The 25,945-nt window shown below is 67.1% G+C and carries 27 protein-coding genes; 11 read left to right on the top strand and 16 right to left on the bottom strand.

Translation table 11 applies throughout. From position 1 onward, the window contains the following. Nucleotides 1-177 precede the first annotated feature (177 nt). The 3 genes from HUA75_RS29605 to HUA75_RS29615 all read left to right on the top strand — a co-directional run bounded on the left by HUA75_RS29605 (nucleotide 178) and on the right by HUA75_RS29615 (nucleotide 5,263). Nucleotides 178-1,887, top strand: a complete 1,710-nt coding sequence (locus HUA75_RS29605; protein ID WP_281291550.1) for a serine/threonine-protein kinase — start codon at nucleotides 178-180, stop codon at nucleotides 1,885-1,887. 96 nt (nucleotides 1,888-1,983) lie between these two features. Continuing rightward, entirely contained in the window at nucleotides 1,984-2,949 is a 966-nt protein-coding gene (gshB, locus tag HUA75_RS29610) for a glutathione synthase (protein WP_174488276.1), read from the top strand. Nucleotides 2,950-3,382: 433 nt separating this feature from the next. Then, nucleotides 3,383-5,263 carry a PHB depolymerase family esterase gene (locus HUA75_RS29615; protein ID WP_174488277.1) on the top strand — a complete coding sequence of 627 codons (1,881 nt, stop codon included), beginning with the start codon at nucleotides 3,383-3,385 and terminating at the stop codon, nucleotides 5,261-5,263. Between the two features lie 53 nt (nucleotides 5,264-5,316). Here HUA75_RS29615 and HUA75_RS29620 read toward each other — a convergent pair whose 3' ends face one another. Next, nucleotides 5,317-6,630 (bottom strand): TIGR02270 family protein, encoded by a 1,314-nt coding sequence (locus HUA75_RS29620; RefSeq protein WP_174488278.1) that lies wholly within the window; start codon nucleotides 6,628-6,630, stop codon nucleotides 5,317-5,319. Then, the gene (locus HUA75_RS29625) at nucleotides 6,627-7,091 is read right to left on the bottom strand and encodes a DUF4150 domain-containing protein (protein WP_174456084.1); all 465 of its coding nucleotides are present in this window, start codon (nucleotides 7,089-7,091) and stop codon (nucleotides 6,627-6,629) included. The genes HUA75_RS29620 and HUA75_RS29625 overlap by 4 nt, the downstream gene beginning before the upstream one ends. A 145-nt stretch (nucleotides 7,092-7,236) precedes the next feature. On the opposite strand from HUA75_RS29625, the gene HUA75_RS29630 reads away from it, so the two are divergent. Beyond that, nucleotides 7,237-8,343, top strand: a complete 1,107-nt coding sequence (locus HUA75_RS29630; RefSeq protein ID WP_174488279.1) for a hypothetical protein — start codon at nucleotides 7,237-7,239, stop codon at nucleotides 8,341-8,343. Nucleotides 8,344-8,350: 7 nt separating this feature from the next. On the opposite strand, the gene HUA75_RS29635 is transcribed toward HUA75_RS29630, so the two are convergent. The 7 genes from HUA75_RS29635 to HUA75_RS47025 all read right to left on the bottom strand — a co-directional run bounded on the left by HUA75_RS29635 (nucleotide 8,351) and on the right by HUA75_RS47025 (nucleotide 12,368). Next, entirely contained in the window at nucleotides 8,351-8,935 is a 585-nt protein-coding gene (locus HUA75_RS29635; protein ID WP_174460348.1) for an imm11 family protein, read from the bottom strand. A 25-nt stretch (nucleotides 8,936-8,960) separates the two neighbouring features. After that, nucleotides 8,961-9,308 (bottom strand): hypothetical protein, encoded by a 348-nt coding sequence (locus tag HUA75_RS29640; RefSeq protein WP_174488280.1) that lies wholly within the window; start codon nucleotides 9,306-9,308, stop codon nucleotides 8,961-8,963. A gap of 6 nt (nucleotides 9,309-9,314) precedes the next feature. Then, nucleotides 9,315-9,899 (bottom strand): imm11 family protein, encoded by a 585-nt coding sequence (locus HUA75_RS29645; protein WP_174488281.1) that lies wholly within the window; start codon nucleotides 9,897-9,899, stop codon nucleotides 9,315-9,317. Nucleotides 9,900-9,925: 26 nt separating this feature from the next. After that, a complete protein-coding gene (locus HUA75_RS29650; protein WP_174488282.1) occupies nucleotides 9,926-10,510 on the bottom strand; it encodes an imm11 family protein in 585 nt (194 codons plus the stop codon). A gap of 30 nt (nucleotides 10,511-10,540) precedes the next feature. Further along, nucleotides 10,541-11,125 carry an imm11 family protein gene (locus HUA75_RS29655; protein ID WP_174488283.1) on the bottom strand — a complete coding sequence of 195 codons (585 nt, stop codon included), beginning with the start codon at nucleotides 11,123-11,125 and terminating at the stop codon, nucleotides 10,541-10,543. A 16-nt stretch (nucleotides 11,126-11,141) separates the two neighbouring features. Next, nucleotides 11,142-12,014 carry an AHH domain-containing protein gene (locus HUA75_RS29660; protein WP_174488284.1) on the bottom strand — a complete coding sequence of 291 codons (873 nt, stop codon included), beginning with the start codon at nucleotides 12,012-12,014 and terminating at the stop codon, nucleotides 11,142-11,144. A gap of 141 nt (nucleotides 12,015-12,155) precedes the next feature. Continuing rightward, a complete protein-coding gene (locus tag HUA75_RS47025) occupies nucleotides 12,156-12,368 on the bottom strand; it encodes a hypothetical protein (protein ID WP_254627811.1) in 213 nt (70 codons plus the stop codon). Nucleotides 12,369-12,395: 27 nt separating this feature from the next. Between HUA75_RS47025 and HUA75_RS47030 the strand changes: the two genes are divergently transcribed. Beyond that, on the top strand, nucleotides 12,396-12,911 hold the full coding sequence (locus HUA75_RS47030; RefSeq protein ID WP_254627812.1) for a hypothetical protein: 516 nt from the start codon (nucleotides 12,396-12,398) through the stop codon (nucleotides 12,909-12,911). Nucleotides 12,912-13,172: 261 nt separating this feature from the next. Here the strand turns inward: HUA75_RS47030 and HUA75_RS29670 are convergent, their stop codons facing one another. Then, the gene (locus HUA75_RS29670; RefSeq protein WP_174488286.1) at nucleotides 13,173-14,237 is read right to left on the bottom strand and encodes a DUF2169 domain-containing protein; all 1,065 of its coding nucleotides are present in this window, start codon (nucleotides 14,235-14,237) and stop codon (nucleotides 13,173-13,175) included. Nucleotides 14,238-14,312: 75 nt separating this feature from the next. Between HUA75_RS29670 and HUA75_RS29675 the strand changes: the two genes are divergently transcribed. Further along, nucleotides 14,313-15,137: a methyltransferase gene (locus tag HUA75_RS29675; protein ID WP_174488287.1), complete on the top strand. Its 825-nt coding sequence runs from the start codon at nucleotides 14,313-14,315 to the stop codon at nucleotides 15,135-15,137. A 4-nt stretch (nucleotides 15,138-15,141) separates the two neighbouring features. Here the strand turns inward: HUA75_RS29675 and arsN2 are convergent, their stop codons facing one another. The 5 genes from arsN2 to HUA75_RS29700 all read right to left on the bottom strand — a co-directional run bounded on the left by arsN2 (nucleotide 15,142) and on the right by HUA75_RS29700 (nucleotide 18,479). Then, the gene (gene arsN2 / locus HUA75_RS29680) at nucleotides 15,142-15,588 is read right to left on the bottom strand and encodes an arsenic resistance N-acetyltransferase ArsN2 (protein WP_174488288.1); all 447 of its coding nucleotides are present in this window, start codon (nucleotides 15,586-15,588) and stop codon (nucleotides 15,142-15,144) included. Beyond that, complete coding sequence (locus tag HUA75_RS29685; RefSeq protein WP_174477475.1) at nucleotides 15,585-15,986, bottom strand: arsenate reductase ArsC; 402 nt, start codon at nucleotides 15,984-15,986, stop codon at nucleotides 15,585-15,587. Before HUA75_RS29685 ends, arsN2 begins: the two co-directional genes overlap by 4 nt. Then, entirely contained in the window at nucleotides 15,983-17,053 is a 1,071-nt protein-coding gene (gene arsB / locus HUA75_RS29690) for an ACR3 family arsenite efflux transporter (protein WP_217446307.1), read from the bottom strand. The genes HUA75_RS29685 and arsB overlap by 4 nt, the downstream gene beginning before the upstream one ends. Before the next feature lie 7 nt (nucleotides 17,054-17,060). After that, the gene (locus tag HUA75_RS29695) at nucleotides 17,061-17,426 is read right to left on the bottom strand and encodes a metalloregulator ArsR/SmtB family transcription factor (RefSeq protein WP_174488290.1); all 366 of its coding nucleotides are present in this window, start codon (nucleotides 17,424-17,426) and stop codon (nucleotides 17,061-17,063) included. Between the two features lie 96 nt (nucleotides 17,427-17,522). Continuing rightward, on the bottom strand, nucleotides 17,523-18,479 hold the full coding sequence (locus tag HUA75_RS29700) for a hypothetical protein (RefSeq protein WP_174488291.1): 957 nt from the start codon (nucleotides 18,477-18,479) through the stop codon (nucleotides 17,523-17,525). Nucleotides 18,480-18,684: 205 nt separating this feature from the next. Here HUA75_RS29700 and HUA75_RS29705 point away from each other — a divergent pair, with 205 nt between their 5' ends. After that, nucleotides 18,685-19,191: a DoxX family protein gene (locus HUA75_RS29705; RefSeq protein WP_141648268.1), complete on the top strand. Its 507-nt coding sequence runs from the start codon at nucleotides 18,685-18,687 to the stop codon at nucleotides 19,189-19,191. 437 nt (nucleotides 19,192-19,628) lie between these two features. Here HUA75_RS29705 and HUA75_RS29710 read toward each other — a convergent pair whose 3' ends face one another. Continuing rightward, nucleotides 19,629-19,796, bottom strand: a complete 168-nt coding sequence (locus tag HUA75_RS29710) for a hypothetical protein (protein WP_174459645.1) — start codon at nucleotides 19,794-19,796, stop codon at nucleotides 19,629-19,631. Here HUA75_RS29710 and HUA75_RS29715 point away from each other — a divergent pair. From HUA75_RS29715 to HUA75_RS29730, 4 genes are all read left to right on the top strand, one after another. Continuing rightward, on the top strand, nucleotides 19,795-21,318 hold the full coding sequence (locus HUA75_RS29715) for a CapA family protein (RefSeq protein ID WP_217446308.1): 1,524 nt from the start codon (nucleotides 19,795-19,797) through the stop codon (nucleotides 21,316-21,318). The two genes, HUA75_RS29710 and HUA75_RS29715, sit on opposite strands and share 2 nt — an antisense overlap. A gap of 310 nt (nucleotides 21,319-21,628) precedes the next feature. Then, nucleotides 21,629-22,864, top strand: a complete 1,236-nt coding sequence (locus HUA75_RS29720) for an MFS transporter (protein ID WP_174488292.1) — start codon at nucleotides 21,629-21,631, stop codon at nucleotides 22,862-22,864. A 168-nt stretch (nucleotides 22,865-23,032) separates the two neighbouring features. Beyond that, entirely contained in the window at nucleotides 23,033-24,037 is a 1,005-nt protein-coding gene (locus tag HUA75_RS29725) for an alpha/beta fold hydrolase (protein WP_174488293.1), read from the top strand. A gap of 141 nt (nucleotides 24,038-24,178) precedes the next feature. Beyond that, nucleotides 24,179-25,897, top strand: coding sequence for an alkaline phosphatase D family protein (locus tag HUA75_RS29730; protein WP_141648612.1), 1,719 nt, complete (start codon nucleotides 24,179-24,181; stop codon nucleotides 25,895-25,897). The last annotated feature ends 48 nt before the right edge of the window (nucleotides 25,898-25,945 follow it).

Below are 25,945 nucleotides of genomic sequence, written 5' to 3' on the forward strand. Positions count from 1 at the left end.
GGCGCTGATCCACGCCACCGTTTCTCCACAACCCACCCCCCGCTATCCACAGGCCATCCACAGGTCGCCGGTGGATGAGGGGGCGACCGTGCGTGACGGTGCATTCTCACCGCACGTCCGCGCCCTACAAGCCTGTTATCCTCCGTTGCGGTGCTGCTCCGGTGTCGGGGCGCTGTCGTGGAGGTTGCACCCATCGATTTCTATCGGGGCGAGCGCATCGGGAAGTACGAGGTCGTCACACAACTGTCCGTGGGTGGCATGGCCGAGCTGTTCCTCGGCTTCACCTCGGGTCCGGGTGGCTTCCGTAAATACGTCGTCGTCAAGCGCATCCTGCCGGACGCTCGGGACAACGAGCAGTTCGAGCGGATGTTCCTGGACGAGGCGCGCATCACCGCGGCCTTCAACCACCCGAACATCGCGCAGGTGTTCGACCTGGGGCAGGAGGAGGACGGCCTCTACCTGGCGATGGAGTTCATCGCCGGGCAGAACCTGAACCAGATTACGAGCGCGTGTCTGCGAAGCCAGCAGCCGGTGCCGCTGGGCTTCACGCTGTCGGTGGCGCGCGACGTCTGCATGGCGCTGCACTACGCGCACACCTTCACCGCGCCCTCGGGCGAGCCCAGCCCCGTCATCCACCGCGACGTCGCCCAGAAGAACATCATGGTGACGTACGACGGCATGGTGAAGCTGCTCGACTTCGGCATCGCCAAGGCGAAGGGCAGCCTGGAGCGCACGCACGCGGGCACGGTGAAGGGCACCACCGGGTACATGTCCCCGGAGCAGGTGCGCGGCGACAAGCTGGATGGCCGCAGCGACCTGTTCTCGGTGGGCGTGATGATGCACGAGATGCTCACCGGCGCGCGCCTGTTCGCGGGCAAGACGGAGCGCGACGAGATGATGAAGATTCTCGAGGCGCCCATCCCCTGGCCCTCGCACGTCACGCCGCACGTGTCGGAGCAGGTCTCCAAGGTGGTGATGCAGTCCCTGGAGCGCAGCCGTGAGAAGCGCTTCGCCAACGGCCGGGACATGGCGCGGGCGATTGAAGCGGCGGCGGGCTCGCTGATTCAGGACGCGGACCACCGCGGCTCGCTGATGAAGGAGCTGTTCACGGAGCGGATGGCGGCCACGCGCGCCCTGCTGGAGAGCGCGGATGGTACCGCCAACAGCCTCATGCTGGAGGCCGCCAAGCGCGCCCTGCGTGGGGACGACGGGCCGTACCTGCCGGTGCGCGAGAACCAGGCCACGCCGAAGACGGGCAACCCCTCCGTGCCGGGTGCCAAGAAGGTCTCTCGTAAGGTGTCGACGGTGAAGCCCCGGGCAGGTCAGCCCCCGGCGGACACGGACCTCACGCCTGGGCAGCGCCGGGGCTCGAACATCCTGTGGGGCCTGGTGCTGCTCGGCATCCTCGGGGGCGGTGGCTACGGCGCCCTGCGCTTGAGCAGCGCGCTGGACGCGACGATGGAGCCCGTCGTGGAGCTGAAGCCGTACAACTCGGGGCTGCCCATCTTTCCGGAGCCGGGAGATGGGGGCGCGCTGGCGAAGGCGCCGGAGCCGGTGAAGAAGCCGGAGCCGGTGAAGAAGCCGGAGAAGGTCCGGACGACCTCATCGCGTGAGGACGAAGACGAGGACAGGAAGCCGGAGCCCGCCGTCGTGAAGTCCTCGCGGGGGATGGGCAAGCTGACGTTCAGCGTGCATGGCGACAAGGCGCCCCTCAAGGTGGACGGCAAGGATGCGGGAGAAATCCCCGTGTTGGGTCTGTCCCTGCCGGCGGGCACGCGCACCCTGAAGGTTCGCGACCCTCAGGGGAAGTGGCGCACCCTCAGGGTGGACATCGTCGCGGGAGAAGCGACGACCCGCAGATTCGATAGCTGGCAGGATTTGCCGTAGGGCGACGCGGGCTCGCTCGCGCCCCCCATGAAGCTGGGGATGTGACACGCGGTCCTGTTATCTTCGCGCACCCTTTCAATCACCTTCGACGAGACTATGGCCGCGCTCACCATTGGCTTCCTGATGGACCCGCTCGAGACCGTGCGAGTGGACCATGACTCCACCTTCGCGCTGATGCTGGAGGCCCAGAAGCGCGGCCACCGGGTGCTCTACTTCGAGCAGGGCTGGCTGCGGTTCAACGGGCGCTGCGCGGAGGCGCGCATGCGCCATGTCACCGTGCGACGGGAGCTGGGCCGGCACTTCGACGTGCTCGACGAGGCGACGCATCCGCTGTCGAACCTGGACGTGCTCTTCCTGCGCAAGGACCCGCCCGTCGACTCTGAATTTCTCCATGCGACACAGCTGGTGGAGCTATGTCAGGGCCGCAAGCCCGTCTACCTCAACGACCCGGCGGGCATCCGGGATGCGAATGAGAAGCTCTTCGCCCTGCGCTATCCGGACCTGATGCCGGACACCCGCATCACTCGCGAGCTGCCGGTGCTGCTGGACTTCATCGCGCGCAACGAGACGGGCACCATCCTCAAGCCCATCGACGGCTTTGGCGGCAAGGGCATCCTCTTCCTGTCGCGGGGTGACAGGAACGCGCGCTCGGCCGTGGAGCTGCTCACCCAGGGAGGCCGCGAGGCCGTCGTCGCGCAGGCGTACATCCCGGAGAGCCGCCTGGGCGACAAGCGCATCCTCCTGGTGGATGGCGAGCCGGTGGGCGGCGTCTTGCGAGTGCCGTCCGGAGACGACCACCGCGGGAACATGGCCGCCGGTGGGACGCCTCACAAGGCGGTGCTCACGGCGCGCGACTTGGAAATCTGCGAGCGGCTCAAGCCCGAGCTGCGCAAGCGCGGCCTCCTGCTCGTGGGCATCGACGTGCTCGGCGACTACCTCACCGAGGTGAACGTGACGAGCCCCACGGGCCTGGTGGAAGCCAACCACCTGGATGGCGTGTGCGTGGAGGCCCGAGTCATCGACGTGGCCGAACGCCTCGCCGCCGAGCGCCCCGCGTCCTGAGTCCGAGCTCGGTGCTCGGTGCTCGGTGCTCGGCGCCTGGTGCTCTGACGAAGGGCGCCGTGCATGAGGTGCCCTTCCCCGCCGGACCGTGGACCCCAGGGGTCCGCGCGCTCGGCTGGGGAAAGGCGGTCCTGTCACCGGGTGGCGCGCCGAGAGGCTCCGGAGTCGTCCTCGTGGAGGTCGGCTGCCGTGGGCCTGACGGAGGACGTTGTCTCGGTGTTTCGCGGGTGACGGCGGCCAGGGTCGGATTCCCGAGCGGAACGTGAACTGAAGAATGGTTCATGTTTCATGGAAATTCGACGCAGTGCATAAAATGAATCCTGGTTCATATTTCACCGTCGAGGCGACGCGGCGCGCCTTGAACCCGGGAGATGCGGGGGAGTCACGTTGCGGCCCGTGGCCGTCTTTTCCCCCCGGCGGCCCGGGAGGCACCATGTCCTCGCAGCGTTCCCGATTCACTTCGACGTGTTCTCGATTCACCCTCGCCGCGTTGTTGTTCGCGGGAGCCGTGGGCTGTGGAGGGCTCGACGCCGAGCCCTCCGTGCAGGCCGAGCCGGAGCTGGGACAGTCCGAGCTAGGGCTGACGCAGGTGACGGGCTTTGGCAGCAACCCGGGCAACCTGGCGATGTATCGCCACGTGCCGACGGGTGTGGCGGCGAACGCGCCGCTGGTGGTGGTGCTCCACGGCTGCACGCAGAACGCGACGGGCATGGAGCTGAGTGGTTGGACGGCGGCGGCCAACGTCTACAAGTTCTACGTGGTGTATCCGCAGCAGGCGAGCGGCAACAACGCGACCAGTTGTTTCAACTGGTTCGAGCCGGGTGACATCGCGCGTGGCTCGGGCGAGGCGCTGTCCATCAAGCAGATGGTGGACGCGATGAAGGCGGCGTACTCCATCGACGCGTCGCGGGTGTACGTCGTCGGCTTCTCGGCCGGTGGGTACATGGCTCCGGCGCTGCTCTCCGTGTATCCGGACGTCTTCTCCGCGGGGGCCATCAACGCGGGAGGGCCGTACAAGTGCGCCACGTCGATGAACGCGGCGTTCTCGTGCATGAGTCCGGGCACGGACAAGACGCCCGCGGTGTGGGGGGATTTGGCGCGGAGTGGCTACGCGGGCTACACGGGGCCGCGTCCGCCGGTGTCCATCTGGTACGGGACGAGCGACTTCACCGTCCGGCCGATGAACGGCACGGAGGCGATGGAGCAGTGGACCAACGTTCACGGCATCGACCAGACGCCGGACACGACGGAGACGGTGTCGGGCTTCCCGCACAAGGTCTACCGCGACGGCGCGGGCCGGGCGCTCGTCGAGACGTGGGAAATCACCGGCATGGGTCACGCGGTGGCGTTCGACGCGCAGTACAACTTCCCCGGGAGCACCACGGCGTGTGGCTCCACGGGCGCGTACGTGACGGACGCGAACATCTGCGCGGTGTATCACCAGGCGAAGTTCTTCGGCCTCACCGGAGGCGGTGGCGAGCCGAGCGGTGACACCACGCCGCCCACGGTGAACGTGACGTCTCCGGCGAGTGGGACGATGGTGAGCGGCGCGGTGAAGGTGGTGGTGAGTGCCTCGGACGCGGTGGGTGTCGCGCGGGTGGAGCTGCTGGTGGATGGCAGCCCGGTGGCGACGGCCTCGTCGGCGCCGTACGAATTCACATGGAACAGCCAGGGCGTGGGGAACGGGGCGCACACGCTGGGGGCTCGGGCGTATGACGCTGCGGGGAACCAGGCGACGGACAGCGATACCAGCGTCACGGTGAACAACACGGGGACGCCGACGCCCACGACGGCGACCTTCACGAGCATCGCGGCGGAGGATGGCTACCTGAAGGCGAACGCGGACGGCAGCGCGGCGGTGCTGGGGACGCTGACGAACCTGGCGCTGGGGCGTGGGACGGATGGGAAATACAACCGCTCCTTCGTCTCGTTCGACACGTCGAGCCTGCCGGACGGGGCGACGGTGACGCGGGCGTATCTCACGGTGAGCTACTCGTCGGGCTCGGGAGACGCGTGGTCGACGCCGGCGGGGAACACGGTGGTCATCGATGTGAAGGCGGGGACGTTCAACGCCGCGTCCACGGAAGTCGCGGACTGGGCGGCGGCGGCCGATGCGAGCGCGGTGGCGAGCATCGACAAGTTCGCGAGTGGGGCGAAGGCTTCGGCGGACTTCAGCGGCGCGGGCCTGGCCTCCATCAACCGGACGGGGAGGACGCAGCTTCGGCTGCGCTTCAGCCTGGAGCAGACGGCGACGCAGTACCTGTTCGTGAAGGACTCGACGAACGCGGTGCTCACCGTCGTGTACACGCCGTAGCGTGAAACGGAGGGGACGGTGGTGTGCCCACTGTCCCCTCTTCCACCGTGGATTCAGCGGCTCTGCAGGCGGTTCCAGCCGCGTGTGAGCTGTGCCACCAGCGTCCGCGCCTGCTGTCGTTGCGAGAGGCTCCACAGGCGGGGCTCGATGAACAGCGCACCGCCGCTGCGCAGGGCGACCTCCCAGGCGAGCGCGGGACGGCGTCGCATCGGCTCTGTCTCCAGGGCCGTGGCCAGTCCCTCCGCCGTGAGACGAGTACCCCGCAGGTAGCGCTCCGTCTGAATCAGGCTCGCACGTCGCCCCGCCCACCAGTGCTCCACGGCGTGCGCATCCACGCGCCCAGGGAGGACTCGGGGCCCGGGTAGCGTCTCTCGCAGGTCCTCTGGTGCGGGAGCCTCGGCGTCCTCTTCCTCCTCGGCCGCGTCTTCCTCGGAGAGTTCTTCCAGGATGAAGGGCGGTGCGAGCGGAAGGCCGGTGATGGCCGCGAACGACGAGGCGGCGAGCAGTCCCCAGTCTTCGTCATGAAGCAGGGGGAGCAAGGCCTCCGCCGCGGCGGGCTTGCCGCTGAAGCCCAGTGCCCAGATGACCTCCTCGCGGACCTGCTCATCCGCGAGCCGACCCACCAGGTCCGCGAGGTCCTTCGAGTCTCCCGCCACGGCCAGCGAGAGCAGCGCCGCGCGCGGAGAGGGTTCCTGGGACATGGCCCGCTCACGAGCCACTGTCCAGGCGTCACGTGAGCCGAACAGCAGGCCCACTTCCAGCGCGGCGTCGCGCACAAGGGCGCTGTCGTGTCCGAGTCCGCGCTTCACCTGTGTGTCGCCCAGGGCGGTCCGAGGCACGTAAGGCAGGGCGCGGAGGACCTCGGCCTGAAGGGCGTCATCTCCGTTCAACGTGTCGGGCAAGGCGAGCCGCTGGAGTCGTCTTGCTCGGACGATTCCCGCCTGGACCTCCGGTGGAAGTCCCGGCAGTCGCTTCAGGAAGGCCGCGTGGAGGTCATCACGCGCGAGCAGCTCCAGCGCGCGAAGGATGCCGGGACCCGCTTCATCGGGAGTGGCTTCGAGGGACTTGAAGACGGCTTCGTGCCCGCTCGGGTCTTCGGAGGAGAGCAGCACCCAGGTGGCCACGGCGATGCGAGCGGGCTCCTCGGAGGCGAGGGCGGGCACGAGGAAGCGTCGGGCCGCGGGAGGACCGCCCAGGACGAGCGCATCCAGATGGGCGAGCAGCCGCCCCTCGTCTCCGTCCGAGACTTCCGAGAGGGTGAGCTCCGGACTCCAGAGGGCCTGTTCCCACTGCGTCCAGAGGAACTCGGCCTCTTCGAGGTGATGTTCGAGCAGCTCCCAGCGAACGGTGGGCCGGCGAATCTTCACAGCTCCTTTTCGCAGACCAGGCACTTGGCCTTCATCTCGTCCTGGCCGAGCGCGACGACAGGCCCCTGGAGCAGCGGCGCGGGCGGGGTGTTCTTGTCATTGTGGAGCATGAGGTCGAAGGTCCGGGCCACGCTCTTGCCTTCGAACTTCACGTCGAAGGAGTAGTTGACGAACTCGGCCTTGCCCTTGGTCTTGCTGGAGGCGACGCCGCCGCCTGCGGAGCCAGCCTCGTCACCGCTGCTGGTGCTGAAGTTGGAGTCCTCGACGCAGACGGGCTTGCCGTCCACGGAGACCTTCTTCGTGCCCTTCGCGGTGTCGGAGGACATGGCGATGTTGGGGTACGGGATGGGGACGGGGCCGGCGGGGCTGGGCGTCTTGCACACGTCCGGGAAGGCGATGGTGTTCCCGTTGGTATCCTTGTGGACGACGGACAGCTTGTTGACACCGACGGTCGCGCTCATGACGGGTGACTCCTGACGAGGCCGGGGCCTCGTGTGTCTCAAGCCGAGTGTATCGCTCCCGGAGCGCTGGTACGAGCGGGGGTGGTGGTTCGTGGTGACGCCTCGTGGAAGACTCTGTTTTCAGGCGATGGAGGCCGAGGCGCGCATGGTGGGATGGGTCCAGGTGATGGGAATGTCGTCGTCGTTGGGGGGGCTGGTGCCCGCCTCGGCGGCGTTTCGAGCGGGGATGGCCTGGCCATCGGCGGCGCCCGACTTCGAGGTCTTCCTGAAGGGCGACGAGGAGCCGAGCCCCGTCACGGTGCACGCGGCGGGAGACGCCACCCTGGGTTTCTCCGGAGTGGGGCGACTGGTGGCGTTGCTGGCGGAGGCGCTGGTGGACCTGGGAGCGCGGGAGGACCTCCGGGCGCTGGGGCCGCACGTGGGGCTCTACCTGGTGTTGCCGGATCCGGAGGCTCGGGGTTTCACGACCCAGAAGGACCCGTTCGAGGAGGACCCGGACGAGGCATCGGAGCGCATCGCGTTGCTGGTGGACCGGCTGGTGAAGGGGACATGGCAGGCGTTGGGCCTGCCGGCGTGGAGGGGCTCCGTGAAGGCGTTCCACGCGGGGAACGTGGCCTTCGCGCAGGCGTTGGCGGCGGCGGGAGAGGACCTGCGAGGTTCGAAGGTGGAGCGTGCGCTCTTGTGCGCGGTGGACAGCTTCGTCTCGCCGGAGACGCTGACGTTGTTGCACCAGCGGGAGCGGCTCAAGACGCCGGGGATGGCCACGGGGCTGATGGCGGGAGAGGCCGCGGTGGCGCTGTTGCTGGTGCGTGAGCCGCCGGTGGAGCCGAGCCTGGCCGTCGTGAGGGTGACGCAGGGGCGTGATGCGGCGACGCTGGATGGGGAGCAGCCGCCGGACGGTCAGGAGCTGACGCGGCAGGTGCTCGCGGCGCTGGGGCCATGGGGGGCGGAGGTGTCCGCGCCGTTGCTCGTGTCGGACCATGATGGCCAGTACGCGAGGGCGTTCGAGTGGGGGATGCTCCAGGTGCGCCTGAGGGACACGGATGCCCGCTTCGAGCGAAGCGCGGTCTGGATGCCCGCGAAGAGCTTCGGACACACGGGAGTGGCATCAGGGGCCGTGGCGACGGCGCTGACGTTTCGGGCACTGGAGCGGGGTTACGCGCCGGCGCCGATGGTGCTGGTGCTCTCCTCGGCGGATGCGGGAGAGCGAGCCGTCATCCACCTGACGGCGGGGCGCAAGCGGGGCACGTAGGCGGGGCTCAGAGCTCCAGGCCATCCCAGCCTTCGGCCTCATAGGTCCTGAAGCCCGTCAGCCCCGCCTGTTCGAAGGCGGCGAGGACGTCTTCGCGAATGAGGATGAGGCGGAGATACGTGGTGCAGCGGAACATCTTGGCCTGAGGGTTGATGGCGTCGTACTTGAGCACCAGATTCTTGACGCGGCCGACCTGGTCCTTGGCGATGGCATTCATCCTGTAGACCGAGCGGTCCATGTCGATGGCATCTTCGGCGCCGAGCAGATTGAGGAAGGCATAGTCAGGACCGACGACGTTGCCCTCTTGGTCCTTGAGCACGACGGGGAGCCACTCTGCGTTGGTGACCTCCAGCGACTCGATGAGCTTGCGTGCCCGCCCTGAAACCAGGAGGCCGCTCATCAGGTTGGGCTGGAAGTCGTAGAGGTTCCGGTCGTCGGGGTAGTTACGGGAGAAGGAAACCTCCCCGCCCATCGGGAACGCCCTGGCGAGGCTGATGCCCTTGTCGAACTTCCAATCCGTCGGGCTGCCACGAGGGTACTCGTCGACGAATCCTGCTTCCTCGGCCATGACGGCGAAGGCGAAGTATTTCACAGCAGGTCCCGTGGTTGAGCGCGCTTCATGCTTCCTCTTCGGACTCTTCCATCCAACGAAGGAAGCGCATGGCGCCCACCAGTGCGAGGACGGGTTCCCCCTCTTCATCACTGAAGCGGATGGCGTCCTGTTCGTCCGACAGGCTGACCTGGATGCAGTACATGGCCATGTCCTTGCCGGGTCGGACCAGGTCCTTCATCCGCGCGTCGATGACGCGAGAGTGCAGTTCCAGGACCTCGGTGTAGACCTCGTCCAGGGGAAGCAGAACCCCACGGACTCCCTCGCGCGCCGTGACGAAGCACGGCACCTGCTCCTCGAGGATGCGAGCGACGATGTCAGCGGGCTGTTCTTCGATGCAGTTGGCTTCGAACATAGAGATTCAGAGCTCCAGGCCGTTCCAGCCTTCAGCGTTGTAGACCTTGAAACCAGTCAGTCCCGCCTCGACGAAGGCGGCATGGACATCCTCGCGAATAAGGATGAGGCGGCGCTGCAGGGTGCAGCGGAACATTTTGGCCTGGGGACTGATGGAATCTGGCTTGAGTGCCAGTTTCTTGATTCGACCAATCTGATCTTCCTCAAGATGGTCTTTCTTGTAGACCGAGCGCTCGAGGTCGATTGCATCTTCCCCTCCAATCAGATTGAGAAAGGCATAGTCAGGGCCGACAATGTTGCCCTTGTGGTCCTTGACCACTACGGGAAGCCACTCAGCGTTGGTGACTCCCAACGACTCGATGAGCTTGCGTGCCCGCCCCGAAGCCAAATGGCCGTTCATCAGGTTGGGTTGGAAGTCGTACAGGTTCCTATCATCGGGGTAGTTGTCTGAGAAAGACACTTCCCCTCCCATTGGGAAGTCCTTTGCGAGGCTGATGCCCTCAGCGAACTTCCACTCGGTAGGACTTCCACGTGGATAGCTCTCAATGAACCCTGCTTCTTCTGCCGTGATCTTGAAGACGAAGTAGTTCATGAGGGATGGCCTATTGCCTTCAAAGCTCAGAGTTCCAGGCCGTTCCATCCTTCTGCGTTGTAGACCTTGAAACCAGTCAGCCCCGCATGTTCGAAGGCCGCATGCACATCCTCTCGGATGAGGATGAGGCGTCGGTGCATGGCGCAGCGGAACATCTTGGCCTGGGGGCTGATGGCGTCATGCTTGAGTACCAGCTTCTTGACGCGACTGATCTGGTCCTTGGCAATGGCGTTCATTCGGAAGACCGACCGATCCAGATCGATGGCATCCTCGGCCCCTTGCAGGTTAAGGAATGCGTAGTCAGGACCAACAACGTTGCCTTTGTGGTCTTTGAGGACGACGGGGAGCCACTCGGCGTTAGTGACCTCCAGCAACTCGATGAGTTTGCGCGCCCGTCCGGAGACGAGCAGATCGCTCATCAGGTTGAACTGGAAGTCATACAAATTCCTATGGTCAGGATAGCTAGCGGAGAAGGAGACTTCGCCACCCATGGGAAATTCCCTGGCGAGGCTGATGCCTTCATCGAACTTCCATTCCGCCGGGCCTCCACGGGGATAGCTGTCGATGAAGCCTGCTTCTCCATTCGTGATCTTGAAGACGAAGTATTTCATGGAAGTGCTGGCCTTCGATCCTGGGCAGGCTTAGAGATCCAGACCGTTCCACCCTTCGGCATTGTAGACCTTGAAACCTGTCAATCCAGCCCGCACAAAAGCGTCGTGGACGTCTTCGCGGATGAGGATGAGGCGTCTCTGCATGGTGCAGCGAAACATCTTTGCTTGAGGACTGATGGAAGCTGGCTTAAGTGCTAGTTTCTTGATGCGACCAATTTGGTCTTCCTCAAGAGGGTCTTTCTTGTAGGTCGAGCGCTCGAGGTCGATGGCATCTTCGGCGCCTAGCAGGTTGAGAAAGGCATAGTCAGGGCCAACGATGTTGCCCTTGTGGTCCTTGACGACGACAGGAAGCCATTCGGCGTTGGTGAGTTCCAACGATTCGATGATCTTGCGTGCTCGACCCGAAACCAACTGTGCCCTCATCAGATTGGGTTGGAAATCGTATAGGTTTCGATTGTCAGGATGATTGTCTGAGAAAGACACCTCCCCACCTATTGGGAAGTTCTTGGCCAAGCTGATGCCTTCAGCGAACTTCCAGTCGGTCGGACTGTTGCGTGGATACTCATCGATATACCCTGCCTCGATGCCGCGAATCTTGAAGACGAAAAAATTCATAGCTTAAAATCATTCCTCAATAGAGAGAGCCCCACTCATAGCGACTCTTGGCTTTCTTGCCTTTGGGGGTGTAGCGCACAAATTCGTGCACGTATTGTTTTCCTTGAGTGACCGATTCGACCACGGCTCGACTCAATTCCACGAGCATGTCCCAGTATTGCTCTTCGAGGTCTTTTAGATACTCGAAAATCTTGGTGACCAGTGCTTTGTGGTCTTTTTGAGCATCGATTTCCTTCTGCAGTTTTTCGGCGATGGCCTTCATCTCTTCCATCACCTGCTGTGTATAGGTGGGATGGTCGCCCGGGTGTTGCAGGAGCGCGTGGACCGGCACTGCCCATGCCTGGTCCGGCAACATGATGATGTTGTGACCGTGATTCAGGTTGTACTCGGACTGGAGAATCAGCCGGAGTTGTTTGTGGTTGAAGGCGGGCCCGCTCTTCAGCTCGTAATAGAACGCCGAGCCCGGGAGGATGTGGTGGGCCTCCCATGCATACGGGTACTTCTGGAGCGCGGGCTTCTTCTCCTTGTCTTTCGCCCTCGGATTGAAGTTCTCCGGAGGTCCTCCCGGGAACTCCGCTGTCTGGCGCACCAGGTCCCGGATTTCATCCAGGTACGAATGGTCGAAGACCCGGTACACGCCGCGCCCGTCCAGTGACGCGATGTAGTCCGAGCCGTTCTGCGCATAGTAACCATCCTTGCCGAGCACCCCACGCGGCTGCGCGTTGCTGTCCACGTGGTCCGCGTCGTCCGCAGACTCCTCCGCTGGCTTCGGCTTCTTCTTATTCGCTTCCTTGGCCGCCGCGTACTTCCGGTCCCGGCTTCGCTCGAAGATGGACAAGAGTCGCTGCGACAGCGCCGTGTTCATCTCGTTCGCACTGAGGTTGCTCATGCGCACACCCACCTGGAGCGAGGATGGCGCAAGGTCGCCACCTCTTGACGTCAATGCTGCCCGAAGGCTCGTTTCCAGGCTACGCTCACCCGCACTTCTCCCATGGCTCGCCTGATTTCCCTTCGCGCTGACGCGGCTGACTCACTGGGTGAAAAACTGAGCCGGTTCGACCCCGGTGCCGACCGCCCCAGTCTCATTACCCGGCTCGATGGCATCACCCTTGACCTGCACCTCATCGCCGTCGCCACTCTGCTCGTCGACGGCAACCCCCAGGGGTTCTTCCTCAACCTCTGCCGGATGGCCGAGAACGCTCGCCGCCTCCACCTCCTCCTCGAGGCTCGCGGACTCCCTCATCCCCCCGCCCGGCGCAATACCCCCCTGTTGGGTGCCCTCGCCGCGGGCCACTTCCCCCTCGCGGAGGCCGTCGCCGCCAGCTCCAGCACCCAGTGGCAACAGGGCGCCGAGTACGAGGACGAGTTTCTCTGGGCCTCCACCCTCCAACTCCTCGCGCGCACCCCACCCGCCTCGTCTGTCGCCTTGGAGCGCGTGCTTGTTCCCCTGGAAAAGGTGGGCAAGGAGCCCTACGCCAGCCGCGTCGCCGTCGCTCGGGCCCTGGCCTCCGCCGACCGGACCGCCTTCGCCGAGGCCTTCGCCACCGCGTGTCTCGAGTACGGCCTCTCCACCGAGAAGCGTGCCCGCTCACTGTCGACGCCCGTGACGTCCTTCGCGCCACATCGGTTCATCTGGCTGGAAGGACTCGCCCTGCTGCGGCTGGCCGAGCGCGCGGGCATCGCTCCCGAGGACACCAGCTTCCGCTATTGCCCTCCCCTCGCCCGCGTTCCCATGACGGTGACCTACACAGGCGACTGGGCCCTTCAGACGACTCCGACGGAGTAGCCCGCGTCACTTCGGACAATGGGCTTGCCCGGCGACGCCCCGCCCTCGGTCGTCACCCCGGGCAGGCGTGATGGCGGGAACGAACCCCGCCGCGCCGTCGCACGTCACCCCAGCCCAACAGATTGCCTGCAAGGGATCTCTGCCGCGCCGTCGCGCGTCACCCAGTCCGACGGGTTGCCCGGGAACGACCCCTCCGCGCCGCTGGACGTCACCCCGTCCCGACGGATTGCCCGGAAACGAGCTCCTCCGCGCCGCTGGACGTCACCCCGTCCCGACGGCTTGCCCGGGAACGAGCCCCTCCGCGCCGTCACACGTCACCTGGATGGAACGCAGCTCTGTCGGCTCGCGCTGCAAGGTGAACGTCCCTCGCCACACGAGGAACAGCTTCATCGCATCCGTGTCGATGACGACCGTGTCCAACTTCAACTCCAGGTCCGCGTCATCCAATCCCCGTGCTCGCGGTGCCAGCACCCGTGGCGCCGCCAGCGCGGGCAGCTTGAAGCCCATCACCCCTCCAGGCGCCACGTGCGCGAGCAACACGGACTCACCGCCCCGCAGGTACTCCGTGACGAGCTGGTCCTTGGGCGCCCCATTCAGGAAGCGCCGGTCGAAGTCCTTCGGCAATAGCGGGCTGCGCGATTTGCGCCACGCGTCGTCATACGTCCCCGCATAGGACGCGCGCGGTTGCCAGTGCGGCTCGATGAAGCCGAACCCCATGGGCGTCGGGCACTGGCCCCACATTTTCAACACCTCCGTGGGCGACTCCAGATTGGGCAGCCGGAGCCCTTCCTCGAACCGACTCCCCTTGGCTCGAAAGCCCGTGCCCAGTGGATTGCGAGGCTCGAACGTGTGTTTCGCGGCGTCCTGCGCGCTCTTGTCCCAACCCCCGAAGGACCGCTCGTAGCGCAGGGGGATGCGCTCGAACGCCAGCGGCTGGGTGATGCCGATGCCACCCAGGCTCTTGAACCACGTCCTGTCTCCCACCACGCGCACCTGCTTGTGGATGGGCCCGACATGCAACTCCGCGAGCAACTCGCGAGTCCCCACCTTGGGCGCATGCGCGTGTCCCAGCAGCACCACGTCCGTGCCGACCTTGGTGAATGCGCTCTCGGGCTCCAGGCGCGGACTGGAGGTCTCTGCTCCGTCCCAGCGCTCGCCCGCGACCATCAAGGGCGCCTGCTCCTCCGCGAGCACCGGCGCACCGCGAGGCTTCAAGTCGAACGTGGCCTTCACCACGGGCACGAACAGGGGCCGCAACACCTCATCGGTGAGGAACAGGGGCTCGAAGATGAAGGGGGTGCGATTCTCGGTGGACGGGTGCCCCATGTTTCATCTCTATCAGTCCTCGTGAGCCCGTGACAGGACACCCGCGCCACCCCAGTGGACGCGTGTGCGACGCGGATGCAAGCTTGCAGAACCCGCCCCGTGACGCCCTCCCACCTCCAGCCCGGCCCGGACGAGACGCTCGACTCCATCGGCACGGCGGGCGTGCGCGTGTTTCAACGACGCAATGGCTACCGCTTCACGCTGGATGCCGTGCTGCTCGCGCACTTCGCGGCCACCGAGTCCACCCCGAGCCCCGCGAGTCCTGTCCTCGAACTGGGCGCGGGCAGCGGCGTGGTGTCATTGCTCCTGGTGAAACAATTCGGGCTGGGGCCCGTGGATGCCCTCGAACTCCAGCCCGCCGTGTTCGCTCGGCTCACGCGCGCGGTGGCGCTCAATGCCTGTGAGGCCCGGGTGCGGCCGATGCTCGGAGACCTGTGTCGCATCCGGGAGTTCGTCACCGGTGGTGCCTACGGCCATGTCGTGTCGAACCCTCCCTTCCGAGTCGCTGACGCGGGGGTCCGCAGCCCGGATGACGAGCGCGCCATCTCCAAGTCCGAGGTGGCCTGTGATGCCCAGGCCGTCATCACGGCGGCACGCTACGCACTCGCTCCCGGGGGCCTGGTGAGCCTGGTGTATCCCGCGGCGCGCGCGGCCGAGGTCCTTGGGTTCCTGGCCCAGGCGAAGCTGCATCCTCGCGTCCTGCGCTTCGTCCACTCGCGCGTGGATGCCCCCGCGACGCGGTTTCTCGTGCAGGCCGTGCGTGACAGGGACAGGGGCCTCACCGTGCGCCCACCGCTCGTCGTCCACGGTGAAGGACCCGGAGGCTACGCCCCCGAGGTCGCCGCGCTGATGGACCCGCCCCTCGCGGAGCAGGCACCGCCTCCGAACGAGAGCGACTGAGCGGCTACCCGACCGGAGGTGCGGTGCGGCGCATCACCACGGCGCTGGCGGGACACGCGCCTCGAAGCTCTTCGGAGGCCTGGAACTCGGGAGGGAGGTTGGCTCGCTCGATGCGAGTGAACCCGAAGCGCGGGAAGTAGTCCTCCGCCGTCGTGGTGAGCAGGAACACCGTGCCGATTCCCTCTGCCTCCGCCTTCTGGACCAGCCGGTGAATCAGCTTTGCGCCCAGCCCCTGTCCCTTCCGCGCGGGGGCGATGACGACGGAGCGGAGCAAGGCGCCGGTGGCGTACACCTCGAGACCGGCGGCCCCGACGATGGCGCCCTCGTGTTCGGCGACAAGGAACGCGGGCAGGTGGCGTGCGACTCCCTGAAGCGGAAGTCCCGCCGAGGTCAACAGGGCTTCGACAGGGTCCAGGTCCTCGGGTCGGGCAGGCCGCAGCGTGACAGTCATCGTGACCACTCCTCTCGGGACAGGAAGTCGACCACACGGGCACGGACTTCGTCTCGAATCTCGCGCACCCGCTCGACGGGCTTGCCCTTGGGGTCTTCCAGCGGCCAGTCGCCTCGCTTCAACCCCGGGACGACAGGACACGCATCGCCACACCCCATGGTGACGAGCCACTGGGCGTCTTGCGCCAGCGCGTCCGTGAGGAGCTGGGGCCGAGCCGTCGACAGGTCGATGCCTACCTCCGCCATGGCGGCGAGCACCTCGGGATGGACCTGCGTTCCCGGGTTCGTTCCCGCCGAGAGGGCCCGTGCCTTGGTGGGGTCCGCCATCGCGTTGAAGAAGGCCGCCGCCATCTGCGAGCGCCCCGCGTTGTGGACACAGGCGAAGATGACGAGGTTCATGTCGAGGCCTCCGGAAAGAATCCGCGCCGGAGCCACAGCGACAGATAGACGAGGGAGATGAGCGCGGGCACTTCAATCAAGGGCCCCACCACGCCCGCGAGCGCTTCGCCCGAGGCCATGCCGAAGACACCCACCGCGACGGCGATGGCCAGCTCGAAGTTGTTGCCCGCCGCGGTGAAGGAGAGCGAGGTCGTCTCCTCGTAGTTGAAGCCCAGCTTTCGCGAGACGAAGAAGGCGCTCGTGAACATGACGGCGAAGTAGACGAGCAGCGGCAGGGAGATGCGAACGACGTCCAGGGGAAGGCGCGTCATCTTCTCGCCCTGCATCGCGAACATGAGGACGATGGTGTACAGCAGCCCCAGCAGCGCCGTGGGCCCCAGTCGCGGGAGGAAGCGCTGCTCGTACCACGCCTCGCCCTTCCACTTCGTGAGCACCCCGCGAGTCAGCGCGCCCGCCACGAGTGGCACCCCGAGGAAGATGAGCACGCTCCGGGCGATGCTCCACATCGACACGTCGAACACCGCTCCCGTCTGGCCGAACCACCCCGGGATGACGGTGAGGAAGAGCCAGCCGAGCACCGAGTAGAAGAGAATCTGGAACACCGAGTTGAGCGCCACCAGGACGGCGGCCACCTCGTTGCTTCCACAGGCGAGCATGTTCCAGATGAGGACCATGGCGATGCAGCGAGCCAGTCCGATGAGGATGATGCCGTTGCGATAGTGGGGCAGGTCCGGGAGGAACAACCACGCCAGGGCGAACATCAGCACCGGGCCCACGACCCAGTTGAGCACCAGCGAGGTGGCGAAGAGCTTGCCCCGCGTCTTCAGTTGCCCGAACTCGCCGTAGCGCACCTTCGCCAGCACCGGGTACATCATCCACAGCAGCCCCAGGGCGATGGGCAGTGAGACGGTGTCCAGCTTCACCGTGTCGAGCCGCGTGCCCAGGTCCGGAAATGCTCGGCCCAGGCCGATGCCCAGGACCATGGCCGCGACAATCCATACGGGCAGCAGCCGGTCGAGAAGGGAGAGCTTTCTGGCGACACCGACGGGGACTGTTGGCGAACTCATGGGAGCCTCAGGTGCATGCATCGGGGCCACACGCTTTCAGGAGTCGCGCCACTTCACGGCGAATCGCCTCCCGTGAAGCGAAGGCCGCGACGAGGGCCTTCACCTGGGAGTCGCACAGCGCATCCAATTGAGGGGAGAGCCGGTAGTACACCCAGCTTCCTTCCCGTCGTGACTCGACGAGGCCCGCGGCCTTGAGGACGGCGAGCTGCCGAGAGGTGTTGGACTGCGGGAGTTCGAGCGCGCGCTCGAGGTGACAGACGCACAGCTCCGAATGCGACAGGAGCGCGATGATGCGCAGGCGCGTCTCGTCCCCCAGCGCCTTGAGGGTCCGACTCAGTGGACGGACTTCGAGAGTCGAGGCTGTGACTGGCATGATGACATGATAATATTCGAATATCGTCATGTCGGCAATCGAAACTCCCGTGTCAGGCGGGGGAGGCGTGCCTGGGTGCTCGGACAGGTGACTCGGCTATTCGGCGCCCAGGGGCTTCGTGTTCGTCACCTGGAGGCCGCCACCCTCCGACGCGGTGATGAACACCTCGCTCCTCGCCGGCACGTCGAGTGTCAGTCGGCGCTGCTGCTTGCCCAGGGTGAACATCACCTTCAATTCACGCCGCCCTGGTTTCACGTCCTGGATGACTCCACCCGAGCCTCCTTCGTCACCCTTGCGAGCGCCGTCCAGTGACACCTCACAGGACTTGAGACAGCGGACATGGAGACGCGAGGCGTCCGCGAGTCCCGCCTTCTCACGGGCCTCTTCGACGACCGCGAGCGCCCAGTGCTCCGTGAGGATGACCCGGCCCTTGGAGTCACCCTGATACCTGGCCTCCGTGCCCGCGGGCACGTCGATGTAGCTGGCGAAGAGCTTCCGCTGGAGCAACTCGGCCGTGCCCTCCACGCGGCGCTTGCCGGGCTCCACGTTCCGGAACTCCCAGGTCCGCTCGTCTCGACGCGTTCCCCTGCGCCCGTCGAGCATCACCGCGCAGTCTTCCAGACAGCGCACGATGGCCACGCTCTTCGCTGTGGAAGGTGGAGGCGGCGGCGGGCTCGGGGTGTGTTCGGAGACGCGTGCGACTCGCGAGCTCCCCTCCACCCACTCGGGAGTGCCGGGTGAGGAGGTGCTCTCCTTCCGCACGACGATGCGCTGGTTGCTGACGAGATAGACGGTCGCCAGGGCCGTGTCGGGGATGTCCGCGAAGCCGCTCGCCAGGGGCCGGCCCAGCACACCCGTGGCCTCCACTCGCCGCGCTCCCGGGGCGATGCCCTGGAACTCCCAGAGGGCCTCGTTCACTCGACGCCCTCGCTTCCCGTCGAAGACCACCGTGCACGTCTCCGTGCAGCGCACGCTCACGGTGACGCCTTCTTGCGCGAGGGCCGGAGCGGACAGCGACAACGCCAGGGACAGGAACACGTCGCGGAGGGCCATGGATTCGCCAGTCTGGCGCCGGCCGTGCTCCGGGTCGAGCCGCCTTGACTGGTGGCCGTGAAGGGCGGAGCGGAGCGGCCGTGGGTCCGCCTGCCCTCCGAGGGAGGGGAAGGGGGCCACCCGTGCGACGCGCGCGGTCCGTTCCCAACGTACCCAGGTTTCCCGGATGGGCCCATGCATGGCCCCCCAGCAAGGAGAACAGGGCATGAACGCGGTGATGCTGACCGAGCAACCCGACATCCTCAAGGCGGCGGCCTTGCTGCCTCCGCGCCTGTCACTTGGCTCGACGATGGTGGTCCATGGGCTGGCCAAGCTGCGCAAGGAAGGCACCGAGCAGCACGCGGGCTTCTTCGAGCAGCTCGGGCTCACTCCCGCCCGGCCCCTGGTGCTGGCCACCGGCGTGACGGAGGTGCTCGCGGGTGTGAGCGCCATCCTGGGCTTCGCCACCCGGCCCGCCGCGTTGGCCGTGCTCGTCACCCAGGCTTTCGCCATTGCCAAGGTGCATGGCTCCAAGGGCTTCGACAACACCAAGGGCGGGTACGAGTTCAACGTCGCGCTGTGTGCCATCGCCCTCGGGTTGCTGCTGCGTGGACCAGGGCAACTGTCGGTGCACAGCGCCGTGGAGGGGCGGGTGAAGCGCAAGGAGCTGCGTCGGCTGAGGCTGCTGCCTCGCCAGCGCCGTCGTTCCTGGCTCCTGGACCTGCTCGGCTAGGGGGCCCGTGGGGGGAGTGAGGGTGCCCGGTGACGCACATGCCAGCGCCGGGGGTGGGGGGCGTGTGTCGCCTGCCCGGCTGCTGATGGGCCGGGCACATGTGGGCTGTCCCTGGAGGGCCCGGAGCCTCGTAAGATGCGCGGGCCCATGCTTCCGTCCGCCTTCGTCCTGCTGGCGCTCGCCACCTCGCCGGGTACCTCCCCGGCGCACGAGCCCGCCCCCGCCCACAAGTTCTCCACAGCGTCCGTCACCGAGAGCGCCGAGCTGCTGTCCTCGGCGGGCTCACGGTCCGTGCGCGCCGCGCTGGGTGCGGAGGCATCCGTGGATGCGGTCGCGAAACGCGCAGGAGATGGATCCGCGCGGGCGATGATGAGCGTGGCCTCAGCCGCGATGAGTGCGGGAGATGGATCCGCGCGAGCGGTGATGAGCGCGGATCATCAGAGCGTGGCCACCGCCATGCTGAGCGCGGGCTTGGGTTCCGTGCGCTCCGTCGCGAGCCAGTCTCCGTCGAGCGTGGCCACCGCCATGCTGAGCACGGGCTCGGGGTCCGTGAGCGCCGTCGCGAGCCAGTCCCCATCCAGCGTGGCCTCCGCCGCGCTCCGCATGGGGACTCAGGCTGTCAGCACCGCGCTGGTCCGGAACACTCCCGTCGCCACGGTGCAGCCGGCCCTGGCTTCCTCGTCGGACACCCCGCCCACCGGGCAACCCGCTCCCGCGCAGGGCACCGTCACCGACCTGGGCAGCGCGGCCGCCCGAGCCGGCGCAGGCGCCCTCCGTGCCGCGGCCTTCGCCCTGGGCTCGGGCTCCTCGGCCATCCCCTCCCCCGCCGAAGCCGAGGCCCACTACGCCCGAGGCCTCGAAGCCCTCAAGTCCAAGGACACCGCCACCGCCATCACCGAACTCTCCTCCTGCGTGAAGGGCCTTCCCTCCCGCGTGGACTGCCGCTGGGAGCTGGGCTGGGCCTACTCCGTCGAAGGCCGCTGGGCGGACTCGCTCGCGCAGTGGACCGAGGTCCAGAAGCTCGCGCCCGAGCACCCTGATTTGGAAACCGCGCTCGCCCAGGCCCGAGGCCAGGCCGCCCTCCAGGCCCGGCTCTCCCTTTCCCCCCTGGCCAGCAACCGCCCGCCCCCTCCCGCCGACGCCAAGGTGCGCATCCGCGCCGTGGGCGACATGATGCTCGGCACCACCATCCCCGAAGACAACCTGCCACCCGATGGCGGCGGTAGCGTGATTGCGGGTGTGCTCCCCTTGATGCAGGACGCGGACCTCACCTTCGCGAACGTCGAGGGCCCCCTCTGCGACAACGGGAAGACCACCAAGTGCCGCTCGTCCGGCAACTGCTACGCGTTCCGCTCGCCCACCGCCTACGGCCAGTTCTTCAAGGACGCGGGCGTGGACCTGGCCTCCACCGCCAACAACCACTCGGGTGACTTCGGTGAGCTGTGCCGTCGCGAGACGGAGGCCACGCTCGATGCGCTCGGCATCGCCTGGAGCGGGCCTCCGGGCTCCGTGGCGACCGTGGACCGCAACGGCCTGCGCATCGGCATGGTGGCCTTCCACACGTCCCCCTCGTGCAACCACCTCAACAACCTGGCCACGGCCACGGCGCTGGTGCGCGCGGCGGCGGCCGAACACGACATCGTCCTCGTCTCCTTCCACGGCGGCGCCGAGGGCGGCAAGGCGCTCCACGTCCCCAACGGCCGGGAGATGTTCTTCGGCGAGGACCGCGGTGACTTGCGCGCCTTCACCCACGCGGTGGTGGACGCCGGCGCCCACATCGTCATCGGCCATGGGCCCCACGTCGTGCGCGGCCTGGAGTTCTACAAGGGCCGCCTCATCGCGTACTCGCTGGGCAACTTCGCCACCTACGGCCGCTTCAACCTCAAGGGTCCGCAGGGGCTCGGCATGGTGCTGGAGGTGGAGCTGAACAACACAGGTGACTTCACCTCCGGCCGCGTCCTCGCCACGAAGCAGGTGGACAAGGGCATCGCCGTCCCCGACGAGAAGGGCGCCGTCATCCAACTGCTGAAGGACCTCACCGCCGTGGACTTCCCCGACTCCGGCGCCCGCATCTCCGACGACGGCACCCTCCGCCCCGCCGGCAAGGGCCCCGTCTCCTCACGCTGACGTCACCCGGGCGCGCGCTGGAATCCGCACGCGCGCACCGATGCCCCGACAATCACACACCCGCGCCCACGCAATTCCTCGCAGGGCTTTCATGAAATGCGTCGTATCAGGACATGCCTGAGCGACTGTGCCGTACGCCGCGCGCGTGAGCTGTGTCACAGCCCTGTCGAGCGAATCGTCCGTGTCGTCGTCATCCATCGCACGCTGAAGGCTGACTGCTGGGCCCACTGCGCCTCTCGTGATTGCGGCACCAAGCATGACGCGTCTCGTGGAAGCGCATCGCAGACGCGTGCGGTACAAGGATTTCGCCGTGCGCGCACTTCGACTGCCCCATCTCTCCTCGCTTCGCGCTTTCGAACACCCTGGCTATCTCGCTGTCTGGCTGGGCGCACTCATCTCCAACATCGGCACCTGGATGGAGACGGTGGCGATGGGCGTGTACGTCACGCAGGAGACGGGCCGCGCCGAGTGGACCGGCGGCATCGTCGCCCTCGCCTTCCTTCCCTCCGTCGTGCTGTCGCCCCTGGGCGGCGCGCTCGCGGACCGCTTCGACCGCCGCGCCTACGTGGCGCTGGGCACCGGCGTGCAGCTCGCGCTGGCCGCGGTGCTCACGGTGCTCGCCTTCACCGGCCACCTCAGCGTGCCCATCGTCGGCGTCGTCACGCTGCTCAACGGCTGCGCGAGCACGCTCACCAACCCGGCCTTCTCCGCGATGCTCGCGGAGCTCGTTCCGCCCCGTGACTTGCACAGCGCCATGAGCCTCAACTCGGCGCAGTTCAACCTGGGCCGCATCATGGGCCCGCTGCTCGCGGCGCTGGTGCTCCAGATGGGCGGCGCGCCGTGGGCGCTGTTCGTCAACACGCTGTCCTTCGTCGCGGTGGTCGTGGCGCTGTCCCGCGTGCGCATGCCCACGCGAGAAGCCTCTCGCACGAAGGAGAGCCTCTGGGCCGGCATCACCCGAGGCGTCTCCGTGGCGCGCGGGGACGAGGACATCTCCCTGGTGCTGTGGGGCACGCTGTTCGTCGCCGCGCTGGTGGCGCCCTTCATCGGCCTGGTGCCCGTCTTCGCCATCAACGTCTTCGGTCAGGGCGCCGCCGCCACGTCGCTGCTCGTCGCCTGTCAGGGCGCGGGCGCGGTGGTGGCCGCCGTCGTCGTGGGCACGCTCGCGGACGCGCTCGGTCATCGCAAGCTCCTGGGCTTCGCCGCCATGTCCATTGGCGTGGTGTCCGCGCTCTACTGGATGTCGCCCACGCTGACGGTGGCCGCCGCGGGCATCTTCGTGCTCGGCGCCAACTACCTCACGCTGATGAGCGGCCTGCACGCCTTCGCCACCTCGCGCGTCCCCCGCGAACTCCAGGCGCGCGTGAGCAGCCTGTACAGCATGGTGCTCGGCGGCGGGTACGCGGTGGGTGTCTGGGCCCTGGGCGCGCTCGCCGACCGCGTGGGCGTGCGCTTCGTCACCATCAGCGCCAGCGTCCTGTTCTTCGCCATGGTGCTGACGCTGCGGCTGCTCAGCCCGCGCAGCTTCGAGCGCTCCCCCAACTGACCTCCCGCACCCGGGGTGCCCACGCCCTCCACGATGAGGGCGTGCCCCGGTCCACCTCCGGACATGAAGGCCGGTTCAGGTGTCGAAGGCCCTGCGTCCTCGCGCCCCACGCGCTACACACGGACGCTGTCGCCGCGAGACACCGACCCCTAGCGAGGAGCCCGCTTCATGTCCTTCCGTCCGTCCCTCCTGGCCCTGACCGCCCTGCTGCTGTCGGCCCCGCCCGCCCTCGCCCAGACGAAGGGTGCCGTCGAGCCGCTCGGTACCGCGCTGGAGGGCCTGCCCTCCGCGTTCCCCGTGCAGCAGCTGCCCCTGACGGTGGAGGGCCAGGACGTGCGCATGGCCTACCTCGACGTGAAGCCCGCCGCGCGCGCCAACGGGCGCACCGTGGTGCTGCTGCACGGCAAGAACTTCTTCGGCGCGTACTGGGAGGCCACCATCCGCGCCCTCACCGCCGCGGGCTATCGCGTCGTCGCGCCGGACCAGCTCGGCTTCGGCCGCTCGTCCAAGCCGGACATCCACTACAGCTTCCACACGCTCGCCTCGCTGACGAAGCAGTTGCTCGACACGTTGGGCGTGAAGCAGGCCGTCATCCTGGGCCACTCCATGGGCGGCATGGTGGCCACGCGCTTCGCCCTCATGTACCCGGAGACCACCGAGCGGCTCATCCTCGAGAACCCCATCGGCCTGGAGGACTACCGCGAGAAGGTCCCCTGGCAGCCGACGGAGGCGTACTACCGCGAGCAGCTCGCCGTGACGGAGGCGTCCACGCGCAAGTACCACCAGACGTACTACGTGAAGTGGAAGCCCGAGTATGACGTCTGGGTCCAGGTGCTCTACCGCCAGACGCTCAGCGGCGACTATCCCCGCCTGGCCCGCGTGGCCGCCGAGACGTCGCAGATGATTTACGAGCAGCCCGTGTCCCACGAGTTCCCGCTCGTGAAGCCGCGCACGCTCGTCGTCATCGGCCAGGAGGACCGCACCTTCATTGGCCGGGGCAAGGTGCCCGCCGACGTCGCCGCGACGCTCGGCCAGTACCCTCAGTTGGGGAAGAAGACCGCCCAGGCCATTCCCCAGGCCACCCTGGTGGAGCTGCCCGCCGTGGGCCACATCCCCCACTTCGAGGCCCCCGAGAAGTTCCACGCCGCCGTGCTCGACTTCCTCGCGAAGTAGGCCCGCCTCGCCCCTTCTCCGAGCCTGTGGGCAACTTGGGGACGCAGGACACACTCCCCGCATGGGCTCCCGGCTACCGGGTTCCGGACTAGAGTCCGTGAATCCGGGGCTTACGGCCCTGGTGCAGACCGGGGGGAGCACATGAAGAAGCTGCTCGGGCCGATGCTGTACGCGAGGAACCAGCCATCCGAGGACACGTGGTCGTTCTTCGTGAATCTGTACCTCTCTGACTCGGACCCGGCGAGGCCGCCTCCGTTGCGGCTTCGCTTCCAGGGTCTCGACGGCGTGGAGGTGGCGGGTGCTGTCTCCACTCCGCCGACGTCGGTCGCGGACTTCTCCTCGCTGAACAGCCCGGCCGCCGGTGTGTTGTGGCGGTGGGAGGTGACGCTCACGCGCGAGGCCACGCCCCGGCGGGTGACGTACCGCTTCGAGCCCGGGGAGGGCTGTGCCGCGCTGGAGCAGGTGGACTTCTCCTCGCGGGGCCATGCGGTGAAGCCCTGGGGGGAGGAGGACGTGAAGACGGTGGTGGTGCCCGCGAAGGGCGCCCTGCCTCGCGCGGCCTTCTTCTCCTGCAACGGCGCCAGCGACGCGAAGACGTGGGGCTCGGTGATGCGGATGAAGCGTCCCTTCGGCTGCTGGGCGGACATGTTGGCCCAACACGAGGAGCCCAGGGAGGGCGGCTTCGAGCTGCTGCTCGGCGGTGGAGACCAGGTGTACGCGGACTCGCTCCTGGACCACGAGCCGCTGGTGGAGTTCCGCAAGCGGGAGCTGGAGCAGAAGCTCAACCGGGACTTCGGGCCGCCTCCGGGGTTCCACGAGGAGATGGTGGCGCGCTACGTGGAGTTGTACTGCGAGCGGTGGAGCGGCTCGGCGGGAATCGCGCCCATGCTCGCGCGGGTGCCGGGCCTGTTCACCTGGGATGACCACGACATCTTCGACGGCTGGGGCTCGCACGAGTCGCTGCAGTCCTGCGAGTGGTTCGAGTCCATCTACAGCGCCGCCGCGCTCGCCTTCGAGGCCTTCCAGCTGGGCGAGCTGAAGACGGCGGAGAAGAAGCCCGCGAAGCGCAGGCCCTGTGACGCGCACTATCTCCAGACGCTGCATTTCGTGGGCACGGAGTGCGACGTGGACCTGGTGGCGTTGGACCTGCGCAGCGGGCGCACGTACCGCAAGCAGGTCAACGGGAAGATGGCGCACGAGGTGATGAGCGCCGGGCAATGGGACACGTTGGATGCGTGGCGACAGGAGCACGGGAGGGACGCGCGGAAGAAGTCGAGGCACGTCATCGTGCTGTCTTCCATTCCGTTGGTGCACCTGCGCTTCGGTCCCTCGGTGGAGACGCTGGGCGGCGACACGGCGCTGCACGACGACATGCTGGACCAGTGGGAGTCCGTCGCGCATCGAGGCGAGCGCATCCGGCTGATGGTGGACCTGCTCCAACTGGCGAAGGTGTCGCACTGCGCGGTGACGGTGGTGTCCGGGGACGTTCACGTGGGGGCGCGTGGGCTCATCCGCTCGCGCAATCCGGAGCACATCCCGGCGGGGCTCGCGGAGGCCGCGATTGAGCAGGTGACGTCCTCGGGCATCGTCCACCCGCCGCCCAACATCCTCCAGTTCATGGGCATGCGGCTGTTGTCGGAGGAGTCGGTGGATGACCTGCCTTCGTACATGCAGACGGAGATGCTCCCGGTGGGCAAGAGCCGCTATCTGCGCGAGCGCAATTGGTTGTCATTGAAGGTGGAGCCCGCGCGCTCGAAAGTCTCGCGTCCGAAGCTGTGGCTGCGCTGGGAGGCCGAGCACACCTCGCTCTCCATGCAGGTGGTGGTGGAGCCTCCGCCGCTCGTCTCGACGCAGACCTAGCGACCCGGGCCACCTCGCCCACCACCCAGGCGGGCGGGCCCCGCTGTC

The sequence above is a fragment of the Myxococcus sp. CA040A genome, assembly GCF_013336725.1.
In the GTDB taxonomy this organism is placed as follows: domain Bacteria; phylum Myxococcota; class Myxococcia; order Myxococcales; family Myxococcaceae; genus Myxococcus; species Myxococcus llanfairpwllgwyngyllgogerychwyrndrobwllllantysiliogogogochensis.